Raw genomic sequence first — 11,970 nt, forward strand, 5'->3', positions numbered from 1 at the left:
CTCTGGAACAGCGGCAACGCTCCAACGCCCTCAGCGAGGAAATCGTACTGAAAAGCAAGTCCGACAGCCGCTGGCAATGGACCACCGGTGTCTTCGGCTTCTACCAATGGCTCAGAACCGATGCCCCCGTGGTATTCAGGGAGGCAGGCATGGAGATGCTGAGGCAGATGCTGGGCAGCGTCATACCGTCGCGCATCAGCGTGCCGATGGGTCCCTCCATGAGCATGAACATCCTTCCCTCGCTCAACATCACCGACCACCGAATGCCCATCAGCGGCAATTTCGACACCCCGCTGCTGAACGGAGCACTCTTCCATCAGTCCACCTTCCGCGACCTCTTCGGTCTGAAAGGCATGTCGTTCACCGCCGGACTGCGTCTGGACTACGAGCGCATGAAGATGAAATATGACTCGGGCACCGAGATGAACTATACGGTAGGCATACGGGGAGAGATGATGCGGAACGACGCGGTGATAAGAGAGATAGAGATGATGCCTGAAACAGCCCTGACCGCAGAGTCGCGCTACCGGGGAGACATCAACAAGGACTATCTGCAACTGCTTCCTAAATTCGCGCTGCAATACGACCTCGCCCATGGCCGGGGCAACCTCTACGCCACCGTGAGCAAGGGCTACCGTTCGGGAGGCTACAACGTGCAGATGTTCTCCGACCTGCTGCAATCCGCCCTGCGGAACGACATGATGCGGCAGAGCAAAGAGGCAATCCTGCCAAACGTACCCGAGGCCTACCGCGAGTTGGTGAACAACTATTTCCCCCAGGCAGGCGAGAATCCGGAGGTGGAATCGTCCACCACCTACAAGCCCGAACAGACCTGGAACTACGAGATAGGCACCCACCTGAACCTGCTGGAAGGACGCCTGCACACCGACGCCGCCCTCTTTTGGCTGGAGACGAAAGACCAGCAGATATCCCGCTTCGCCCCCAACGGACTGGGCCGCGAAACGGCCAACGCCGGCAAGAGCCGCAGCATAGGCGCGGAAATCGCCCTGACAGCCACCATCGTCTCCGACCTCACGCTGAACGCTTCCTACGGCTACACCTATGCCACCTTCCGCGACTACATCGGCAACGAAAAAGTAAACGGAGAGATTCAGGAAATCAGCTACAACGGCAAGTATGTGCCGTTCGTACCCAAGCACACGATGAACCTCGGCGGGCAATACACCTTCCGGCTCCGCCCGAACCATTGGCTCGACCGCATCGCCCTGAGCGCCAACTACTCCGGCAACGGCCGCATCTACTGGACAGAGCAAAACGACGTCAGCCAGCCCTTCTATGCCACCCTGAACGGCCGCCTCAGCTTCCAGAAAGGAAATGCGCAAATCGACTTCTGGGTGCGCAACGCGCTGAACAAAGAGTACGCATCCTTCTACTTTGAAAGCATGGGAAACGGGTTTATGCAGCAAGGACGACCCGTGCAAGGAGGAATAGAGATTAGATGCAGATTCTAAAAAAAAGAGGGTATATTATTCCATTTTTACCCCTATTAATAGTCGCGTTGACAGACACTTGTGTTTGAGACGACAGACACAAGTGTCTAAGACGACAGACACAAGTGTTTGAGACGACAGAAGCAAGTGTCTGTCAACGTCCATATAAACGCCTGAAAATGAGGCGTTCTTTCAATGAGATTTTTCACTCCCTTCTTCGTTCTGTCTATCGAAGGATGACCGATGCCCCTCACTGGGATATCCCGTCACTGATTGATTGCCTCGCAATGCGGACACGCCCCCTTCTCCCTTATCACCTGTCCGCACCTGCCACAACGGTAACGGGCAGCTTTCAGTGACACACACAATCTTTTGAAGAACAGGCATACAAACGCCGCAAGAAACAGATAACCCACGTAGATGGAAACAGTCAGAATAAAAAAGAAATAGCAGAAGATGCAGCAAGACGCCAGTCCCAACAGATAGAACACCGCCGCCTCCGGAGAAAGTTGGCGGAACAATTCATCGAGCACCGCCAAAAGCACCACAACAAACAGCCAAAGGCTCATCAGAAACAACGAAAGGACGAACGGCACCCTGAAGGGCGACAACGTAGGATTGAAATAGAAATGTAGCCACGTTTCCGGCACAAAGACCTGCATCGACTCGTAAATCGTGGCGCTGCAAGCCATCAGCAGGCACAGCAACAACGGATAAACGCTGTCAATATCGTTAAAACAAACCAACCACAACCGCTTACGCCGGAAGATGCGGAAGAGCCAGAGTGCGACAAACAGGGCAAAGACTGCGATGAAATAAGAGGCATGCGTATCGCTGAACAGATAAATCGCCTGCGAAACGCTGTCCAACGGCACAAAAGCACGCATCATCTCCGACTCGCGCAACCATCCCTGCACCTCCTGCGAATGTGCCAGCTTCACCCATACACTGTCCACACTATCGGCAGGATGAACGGCAAACTCCGCCACCACCGCACGGTCGCCCTTGCGAAGCACATTGTAACAATCTTTCAATGGCAAGCAAACCAGGCTGACGGAATCGGCACATACCTCCAGATTCGTATTCCACGTGTAATGGCGTTCGTAAAGATAAGCCAACGAATCGCGGGTGTACTTGCCCAAGGCCGCATCGTCAAGATTGGGACAAGAATAGCGGCAGGAAGAAAGCAAGAAGATGAAAAACGCCGGAAAAAGAAATATAAAGAAGGAAGAACGAAAAATGAAGGAGGAGGAGCTGCGGAAATTACCGGCTCCACTCCCTGCTCCGTTTTTCTTTTCTGTTCTTCTGCTTCCGACCATTCTCATACTTGCATCCCTAAAATTCCTCATTTCCCCCAAACACCTTCATCTGGCAGTTCTTACAATCGAAAGCCAACCGGAAGCGTTTGCCGTCCAATCCTACTAAATAATAGGGTTCCCGATAAGGGGAACGTCCCTTCTGATGAACGGGACACCAGCCCATGCTGAAACGCAAGCAGTGTTTACAGAACATCAGGACGGCTTGAGGGACAGGCTGTTTTTCGTAAGCGGAAGCAATGGATTGCAAACCATGCGCTTGATAGAAGCGATATGCCGCGTTGTTCATCACATTGCCCAAATAGGTCAGTTCGGCGGCAGGAAACGGATGCCCGGTAGGTTTCATGAGAGCCGACTCACGACGATAGGTGATGCGTCGTGCCGCCATCAGCCTATCAATGACCTGACGCCGCCAGTCTGCCACGACAGAGGCCGGCAGGAACCAATTCTGAGAAAGATGCAGGCCGATGCCGGAAGCATCTTTCGATGCTCCATCGGAAACAGCCGAAAGCTTTTCCGCAACTTCAAACGGCGTGTTACCTAATTTCGACAATTGCGCCCGCAGATTATCTGCCTGTGGAGTGCGTGCCACCTCTTTAGGGTAAGGGAAAGAGCGTGCCACCCGGTTGCCATCTTCATCGGAAACAGTCAGGCTGAAGCCGAAAGCCGTGTCGGCAAGCGTCCATCCAATCCTGATTTTACGCTCGGACGACTTACGGGCAAGAAGACGTTCAAACTCTTGGTCGTAGTTCCGGTAAAGACGGGTACGAGGTTTGATGCGAGGCATCTCTCCTGCCGGATAGAGTTTATTCCCATCCACCCTGTTGATACGGAATCCTTGCAGCCGACCCTGTTCGTCCAGAAAGCAAACGCCGTCCCCGTTATGAAAAGCTTTCACACCCGCCACGGTCAGGTAGTTGCCACGCTGCTCCTTCATCGTCCCCATCTCTTCGCCCAACGATTTAGGGGTGTCGAATGAGGCAACCGCCTGTTCGCGCCCCTGCAAGAAATAGTGGGTGAACCCGCGGCTGAAGCTCTTGTCCAGTTGGGGTTTGAAATCGAAATGGCAAACGCCGGAAGAAGCACGCACATACTCCCGCCGACGGGCAAAGAGGAGGTCCAGCTTCTGCCGATAGGCGGCGGTCACATTCTTCACGTACGAAACGTCCTTCAATCGGCCTTCTATTTTCAGGGAAGTGACTCCGGCATCCAGCAAGTCCTCCAAAACATCGCTCTGATTCAGGTCCTTCAAGGAGAGCAGGTGCTTGTCGCGTACAATCGTTTTTCCATCCGCATCCTGCAAGCTGAACGGCAACCGGCAGAACTGCGCACACTCTCCCCGATTGGCACTGCGCCCGAAGCATGCCTGACTGACATAGCACTGTCCGCTGTAGCTCACACAGAGCGCCCCGTGCACAAATACCTCAAGCGGCACTTCCGGACAAGATGTGTGAATATGCCTGATCTCTTGCAACGAAAGTTCGCGCGCCAGCACTACCTGCCGGAAACCGGCATCTGCCAGAAAGCGCACTTTCTCAGGCGTACGGTTATCCATCTGCGTACTTGCGTGAAGCGGAATGGGAGGCAGGTTCAAACGAGTGATTCCCATATCCTGCACAATCAGCGCATCCACTCCCGCACGATACAAAGCCCAAATCATCTTTTCCGTCTCTGCCAGTTCATCATCTTTCAGAATCGTGTTGACGGTAACATAAATACGGACATTGTATAAATGGGCATACACCACCAAAGCCGCGATATCTTCCAACGAATTGACTGCCGCAGCACGTGCGCCGAACTTCGGTGCCCCAATGTACACCGCATCCGCCCCGTGATTGACAGCTTCGATACCACATTCCAGATTCTTGGCAGGTGCCAGCAGTTCTATTTTACGTGGCTTCATCAGCATCATTCTATATCTTCAATATTATACGGAGTCTCCTGATAAACAAAATAATTCAGCCAATTGGAAAACAACAGGTTGGCATGAGCACGCCAACGCACCAGCACCCCTTTGTCCGGCTCATTGTCCACATAATAGTTGCGGGGCATTTCAATAGGCAATCCTTTATCCAAGTCACGACGATACTCCGTGTCCAGCGTCAACGGAGAGTATTCCGAATGTCCGGTCACGAAGAACTCACGTCCGCCACGGGCCACAACCATATATACACCGGCATCTTTCGATTCAGAGAGGAGCGTCAATTCGGGCACCTTCAATATATCCTCCCTACGTATCTCCGTATGCCGGCTATGGGGCACACAGAACGCATCGTCAAATCCTCTGAATATAGGGTGCAGAGGCTGCAATGTGCGATGTTCGAAGATACCGAACATTTTCTTATCCAGTGCATATTTGGGCACCCCGTAGTGATGATAAAGTCCGGCTTGAGCAGCCCAGCAAATGTAGAGCGTGGAAGTGACATGTGTACGTGCCCAATCGAAGATTTCGGTAATTTCATTCCAATAGGTCACGTCCTCAAACTCCATTTGCTCCACCGGCGCACCGGTAATAATCATGCCATCATACTTCTCGCCACGCATCTTCTCGAAATCCGTATAGAATGCCCGCATGTGCTCTATCGGAGTATTCTTAGGGGTGTGGCTCTTTATCTTCATCAATGAGATCTCCACCTGAAGCGGAGTGTTGGAAAGCAAGCGTACCAGGTCTGTCTCTGTCGTGATCTTCAACGGCATCAGATTCAGAATCACAATGCGCAACGGACGGATATCCTGCTGAGTTGCCCGGGAATTATCAATGACAAAGATATTCTCCTCTTTCAACAACTCAATGGCAGGCAGCTTATCGGGTAAATTTAAAGGCATAAAGCTATGACTACAATTTAACTTATTACTATTTACGATTTTAGTGTGTAAAGGTAGGCAAAAAATCAGAGCAGGGTCAATAAATTATAAAAGTTTTATAGATTTATCCTTCTTTTTCTAACATATTTGATTACATTTGTTGCGATAGCTACAAGTAGTTATAAAAAAAATACGATTCAAAAGCATTGCGACACGATATCAAGTGGAATACGAATAATTAGCATTTAAAAGCGTAAATAACTTTTTCATACCGGTTATAGCTCTGCCCAATCACATTTTTTTAACGACAATTTATTGAGCTAAACCGGGACATCCAAGGAAGAATACTCCTCCACTGCCCCTTAATTTAATTATAATACCATGAAAAAAAATTATTTGTCCAAAACGGCGTTTGCCGTTTCCTTATTCTGCTGTATGACATTAGTGAATACAGCTTGTGTCAACAAAATCAGCGATGATCCTGAAACAGAGCTGACAGAAGGAACAATTCCCATCTCCTTCTCCGTCCAAATCAAGCAGACTGCAACCAAAGTAACAGGCAATGCTTTTGAAAAGGGAGATAAAGCAGGATTAATAGCGACCACTCCCTCCAGCTCCATCAAAGGGAAGCGATACATTGACAATCTCTCCCTGACCTACTCAGAAGACAACAACCTCGTCCCCAAGAAAAGCGTATTCTACCCCGAAGGGGACATACCTTTGAATTTCATCAGTTACTACCCTTATCAGAACAACGGCGTACCGGCAGGTTCGTCCATCCTCCCCGTATCGATACAGACAGACCAAAGTGACAGCAAGAGCCACTCGCTCAGCGACTTTATGGTAGCTCAAACAAATGATGTCACCAATAAAGAAAAAGATGTGGCACTCGAATTTCAACACAAGTTCGCCAAACTGACCATCACGATGACTCCCGATGAAAGCTGTACCGTTCAGGAACTGCTGGATGCCAATCCGCGCATCATAGCCACCGGATTACAAACCACCGCTGACTACGATCTGGAAAATGGGACATTCAGCAACCTGCAAGAAGAAAAGGATATTGTAGCTTTCGGGAAATGGAGCATCAACACAAAGAAAAAGCTCATCGGCAAGGAATTCATCATTATTCCGCAAAGCATCGGCAACAGCGAACAGTCATTCATCTTAGAATGGAACGGACGCATCTATAGTTGCGAAATGCCGAAGATGGAAATAGGCAGTAATATGGAATGCGTCATTGACATTTCCACTACACAAACTAATAGTAATGCACTGAATTGTTTTGCCGGAAGCATCAAAGAATGGGACAGTATCACCAACATGGAGACCGACAACACAGAGCCGTATGCCGCCATACACATCCCGGCGCTCTCCTTTTCACAATCCAACATATACCGAATCTATCACGATGGAATGCCCGTAGCAGAAGTATGTAAAGAGTATCTCAAATCCACCTCGCTGACCTCCAGAGCAATCGTCGCCTACCCGATTACACCGGATGAAAAGACTGATTTAAGCAACGGAATCATCTTACAACTCATCGATTGTGATGATGCCATCTGCGGAGGCAGGATAAGCTGGAATACAGACGATCACGGATTCACCTACACCGAAGGAGAATCTGCCTCCATCGACAAATTCTACATAGACGACCTTTATCATTTGTCGTTGAGTAAGCCCACCCAAGCAATCAATGTCAATATTATCAACCATGTCATACAGGATATTAGAGGAAAAAGCTGTGAAAAATACCCCATCACCAAAATAGGGAAGCAATACTGGATGGGAAAAGAACTGCGTGCAACCGCCTACAGGGATGGAACCGCCCTAAAGAAGCAGACAGAACTGGGAACGGATAAAGCCGGATATTACAAACCGGATAAATACAACATCTACTTCTACAACGGAGAAGCCGTTCTGGCCGGAGAGTTAGCACCCGAAGGATGGAGGCTCCCATCGGACGAAGAGTGGAAGCAACTGGAGGAATACATCGGTTATGATGCTGCCGTACTGAAAGCCGGTGAGTGGCAAGTGATGATTCCGGGCGAAGTTATGCCTGAAGTAACACCCGTCAACAATCATGCCTGGTTCAACGCCTATCCGGTCGGGATGTGGCTCAAAGGCGCCCATTACAGTCCCTATAAGATGACCGCTTTCTGGAGTTGGGATGCTCTAAACAACACACTTTCTGAAACCACTTTTTATCTTTTAGGTGAACAAAACAAGTTTGTAGTACAAGGGGCGCACGTTACCAATATGCCCTACTACAAGGCCCTTTCCATCCGCTGCATAAAAGAATAGCGGTCAATCTCAACGATTTTCATTTCTTTTTCGTATTTTTGTTGCCAATGTGTAAGTTTTTTGCCTATTGAACAAAGATAACGAAAAAGAAATGAGAATAATCGACCTGATAAACAGCAACGAAAAAACAGCCTTTTCTTTCGAAATACTGCCACCGCTGAAAGGCACGGGTATCGAAAAAGTGTATGAAACCATTGATACATTACGGGAATTTGCCCCCAAATACATCAACATCACTACCCACCGCAGCGAATATGTATATAAGGATCTTGGCAACGGAATATTCCAACGGAACCGCTTGCGCCGACGTCCTGGAACGATTGCCGTGGCGGCTGCCATCCAAAACAAATACAACATTACGGTCGTACCTCACATCCTTTGCAGTGGCTTCACCCGCGAAGATACGGAGTACGAACTGCTCGACCTGCAATTCCTCAACATCACCGACCTGCTGGTGCTGCGCGGCGACAAAGCCAAGCACGAATCAGTATTCACACCCGAAGCTGACGGTTACAACCATGCCATTGAACTACAGGAACAAATCAACAATTTCAACAAAGGCATCTTCGTCGATGGTTCCGAAATGAAAATAACGAATACACCATTCTCCTACGGTGTGGCGTGTTATCCTGAAAAGCACGAAGAGGCTCCCAACATAGAAACCGACCTTTATTGGCTAAAGAAGAAAGTGGAGACAGGTGCCGAATATGCCGTAACCCAACTCTTCTATGACAACCGTAAATACTTCGCATTTGTGGAACGTGCCCGTCAAGCCGGCATCACCATCCCTATCATTCCGGGCATCAAGCCTTTCAAGAAACTGTCGCAACTCAGCATGATACCTAAGACCTTCAAGGTCGATTTACCTGAAGAACTGACCAAAGAAGCCTTGAAATGCAAGAGTGACGAAGAGGCCAAGCAAGTGGGAATCGAGTGGTGCATACAGCAGTGCAAGGAGCTGATAGCGCATGGCGTACCCAGCCTGCACTTCTACTCCGTGGGAGCTACAGACAGCATCAAGAAGGTGGCCAAACAAATCTACTAAAACAATAGGCAATTAAAATTTCAAGTAATAACTTATAAGCTATTAATCTCGTGTTCAGCTTTAAAGATGTCATAGGACAAGCAGCAGCCAAACAAAGGCTGATACAGGAAGTACAAGAAGGACGCATTCCTCATGCGCAACTCTTCTGCGGCACTTCCGGAACAGGTAAACTTCCGTTGGCACTCGCATACGCCCGCTACATCAGCTGCCCCAACCGCACGGAGACGGATGCATGCGGCACATGCCCCTCGTGCGTGAAGTGGGATAAGTTGGTACATCCGGATATACATTTCGTGTTCCCGATAGTGAAAAGCGCCAAAGGAAAAAAGGAAGTATGCGATGACTACATCACCAACTGGCGACACCTGTTGCTTACCACTCCCTACTTCGGTCTCAACCATTGGTTGAACGAAATAGATGCCGAAAACGGGCAAGCCATCATCTATGCCAAAGAGAGTGACGAGATTACCCGCAAACTCAACCTGAAATCTAGTGAAGGCGGCTATAAAGCCGTCATTGTATGGCTCCCCGAAAAGCTACACGAAGTCTGCGCCAACAAGTTGCTCAAGCTGTTGGAAGAACCTCCCGAAAAGACGCTCTTCTTACTGATTTCCGAAGCACCCGAAATGATATTGCCCACCATCCTCAGCCGGACGCAACGCTTCAACATCCCCAAGATAGAAGAAACGGACGTAGCGGAAGCCCTGCAACAGAAGTATGGCGTGCAGCCCGCCGACAGTGAAGTCATCGCTCACCTTGCCAACGGAAACTTCATCAAAGCACTGGAAACCATTCACCTGAACGAAGAGAACGAACTCTTCTTCGACCTGTTCGTCAGTCTGATGCGCCTCTCCTACCAACGCAAGATTCGGGAGATGAAACAATGGAGCGAACAGGTGGCAGCCATGGGACGCGAACGGCAAAAGAACTTTCTGACCTATTGCCAACGCATGATAAGAGAAAACTTCATCCTCAACTTCCACCAAAAAGAGATGAACTACATGACCATAAACGAACGGAACTTCTCCAACCGCTTCTCGCCCTTCGTCAACGAACGGAACGTTATGGGCATCATGGACGAACTGACCGAAGCGCAAATACACATCGAACAGAACGTGAACGCCCGCATGGTGTTCTTCGACTTTTCGCTGAAGATGATTGTGCTGCTGAAACAATAAAGTTCAAGTCTTTTGTGGTTTTAAATCAAGAAGAAGATGCAACAAAAAAGCGTTAGAACAATTAAATAAAAGAACAATAAATAAAAGATACTGATAAAGATGGAATTTAAGCTACATAACGGAAGCGGAAACCTCTGTTGCAAAAGTTGCGGCAGACAGGACAAGCAACTGAACACCTACGACTGGCTCGCCGACATCCCTGGCAATACCGAGGAGAGTGATTTTGTGGAAGTTCAGTTCAAGAACACCCGCAAGGGATATTACCGCAACAGCAATAAGATACCTTTGGAAAAAGGTGACATCGTGGCCGTAGAAGCAATGCCCGGACACGACATCGGGGTGGTAACACTGACAGGACGCCTTGTCCCCCTGCAAATGAAGAAAGCCAACATCAAATCGGAAACAGACATTAAGCGCATCTACCGCAAGGCGAAGCCGGTGGATATGGACAAGTATCAGGAGGCGAAAGAACGCGAACACTCCACGATGATACGCGCCCGCCAGATTGCGCTGAGCCTCAACCTCAACATGAAAATCGGCGACGTAGAGTATCAGGGAGACGGCAACAAAGCCATCTTCTACTACATCGCCGATGAACGTGTGGACTTCCGCCAGCTCATCAAGGTGCTTGCCGAAGCATTCCGCGTGCGCATCGAAATGAAGCAAATCGGTGCCCGTCAGGAAGCTGGACGCATTGGCGGTATCGGTCCCTGCGGGCGTGAGCTATGCTGCGCTACATGGATGACCTCTTTCGTATCGGTTTCCACCGGTGCGGCACGCTTCCAAGACATCTCGCTGAATCCGCAGAAACTTGCCGGACAATGCGCCAAGCTGAAATGCTGCCTCAACTACGAAGTGGACTGCTATGTGGAAGCCCAAAAGCGATTGCCTTCCAAAGAGGTAGAATTGGAAACCAAAGACGGCGTATTCTACTTCTTCAAAGCCGATATCCTGAGCAACCAAGTGACCTACTCGAGCGACAAGAGCATCCCCGCCAACCTGGTCACCATCAGCGGCAGACGTGCCTTTGAAATCATTGGACTGAACAAACGAGGCATCAAACCCGACAGCTTGCTGGCGGAAGAGCACCGCACAGTCCCCCAAAAACCGGTGGACCTGGTGGAACAAGAAAGCCTGACACGCTTCGACCGCAATCGAAAAACCAAGAACAACGGCAACAACGAAGGAAACGGTAACCGCAACAAGAAAAAAAAGAAGAGCAACGGCAACAACCGTCCGCAAGGAAGCGAACAATCCAACGCTCCCCAGCAAGCTAATGCTCCCAAAGAGCAATCCAAGCCGCGGAACAACAACCGTAACAAGAACCGCAACAACAAGCCCAAACCGCAAGGAGAAAAAAATGCTTCCAATGACAAACCCGTTCAAAAATAGGAACCTCCTGCCCAAAAGTACCATCTTTCTGCTTGCCGCAAGCCTCTTAAGCGCTTGCGACAAGCAGACGGTGTATCACGCCTATCAATCTCTATCCAACGAAGGGTGGAAACGGACAGATACCATCTGCTTCCCCGTGGAGGTGCCCGACTCGCAAACCTACTACAAACTATCCATCGAAGTACGGAACCGAAACAATTATCCCTATCAGAACCTAAATCTAACCGTCGGCAGCACAGCACCGGACGGCTCGTCCTCGCCTGCAGACACCCTGCATTTCACACTAGCAACCCCTGAAGGAGTCTGGCAAGGCGATGGTTGGGGCGGGCTTTACCAAAGCAGATTCCCGGCAGGAAGCATCCGCATCGGCAAGCCTGGCACTTATCTGCTAAAAATAGTTTATGCTTTTCCCGATGAAAAGCTTCCGGGCATCAACGATATCGGCATCAAGTTAGAACGATAAAAGTGTATCCATCTTG

9 protein-coding genes are annotated in these 11,970 nt (G+C 49.6%); 6 read left to right on the forward strand and 3 right to left on the reverse strand.

Annotation, left to right across the window (positions count from 1 at the left end; all coding sequences use genetic code 11):
• Positions 1-1,472: TonB-dependent receptor (locus K2G43_RS00380; protein ID WP_300152595.1), on the forward strand; the 1,472-nt coding region annotated here is incomplete at its 5' end.
• Positions 1,473-1,717: 245 nt separating this feature from the next.
• Here the strand turns inward: K2G43_RS00380 and K2G43_RS00385 are convergent.
• The 3 genes from K2G43_RS00385 to metA are packed head-to-tail and all read right to left on the reverse strand — an operon-like array spanning position 1,718 to position 5,593.
• A complete protein-coding gene (locus tag K2G43_RS00385; protein WP_300152597.1) occupies positions 1,718-2,770 on the reverse strand; it encodes a hypothetical protein in 1,053 nt (350 codons plus the stop codon).
• A gap of 16 nt (positions 2,771-2,786) precedes the next feature.
• Complete coding sequence (locus tag K2G43_RS00390; RefSeq protein WP_300152668.1) at positions 2,787-4,673, reverse strand: U32 family peptidase; 1,887 nt, start codon at positions 4,671-4,673, stop codon at positions 2,787-2,789.
• Between the two features lie 2 nt (positions 4,674-4,675).
• On the reverse strand, positions 4,676-5,593 hold the full coding sequence (gene metA, locus K2G43_RS00395; RefSeq protein ID WP_297641544.1) for a homoserine O-succinyltransferase: 918 nt from the start codon (positions 5,591-5,593) through the stop codon (positions 4,676-4,678).
• A gap of 360 nt (positions 5,594-5,953) precedes the next feature.
• Here metA and K2G43_RS00400 point away from each other — a divergent pair, with 360 nt between their 5' ends.
• The 5 genes from K2G43_RS00400 (at position 5,954) to K2G43_RS00420 (ending at position 11,954) form a co-directional block, all read left to right on the forward strand.
• The gene (locus K2G43_RS00400; protein WP_300152599.1) at positions 5,954-7,876 is read left to right on the forward strand and encodes a fimbrillin family protein; all 1,923 of its coding nucleotides are present in this window, start codon (positions 5,954-5,956) and stop codon (positions 7,874-7,876) included.
• A 91-nt stretch (positions 7,877-7,967) separates the two neighbouring features.
• Positions 7,968-8,921, forward strand: coding sequence for a methylenetetrahydrofolate reductase [NAD(P)H] (gene metF, locus K2G43_RS00405; RefSeq protein WP_297641540.1), 954 nt, complete (start codon positions 7,968-7,970; stop codon positions 8,919-8,921).
• A gap of 50 nt (positions 8,922-8,971) precedes the next feature.
• Entirely contained in the window at positions 8,972-10,099 is a 1,128-nt protein-coding gene (locus tag K2G43_RS00410) for a DNA polymerase III subunit (protein WP_300152602.1), read from the forward strand.
• Between the two features lie 99 nt (positions 10,100-10,198).
• Positions 10,199-11,491, forward strand: coding sequence for a regulatory iron-sulfur-containing complex subunit RicT (gene ricT, locus K2G43_RS00415; RefSeq protein WP_300152604.1), 1,293 nt, complete (start codon positions 10,199-10,201; stop codon positions 11,489-11,491).
• Positions 11,469-11,954 carry a gliding motility lipoprotein GldH gene (locus tag K2G43_RS00420; protein WP_297641534.1) on the forward strand — a complete coding sequence of 162 codons (486 nt, stop codon included), beginning with the start codon at positions 11,469-11,471 and terminating at the stop codon, positions 11,952-11,954. The genes ricT and K2G43_RS00420 overlap by 23 nt, the downstream gene beginning before the upstream one ends.
• The last annotated feature ends 16 nt before the right edge of the window (positions 11,955-11,970 follow it).

Source organism: Bacteroides sp., assembly GCF_029057325.1.
In the GTDB taxonomy this organism is placed as follows: Bacteria; Bacteroidota; Bacteroidia; order Bacteroidales; family Bacteroidaceae; genus Bacteroides.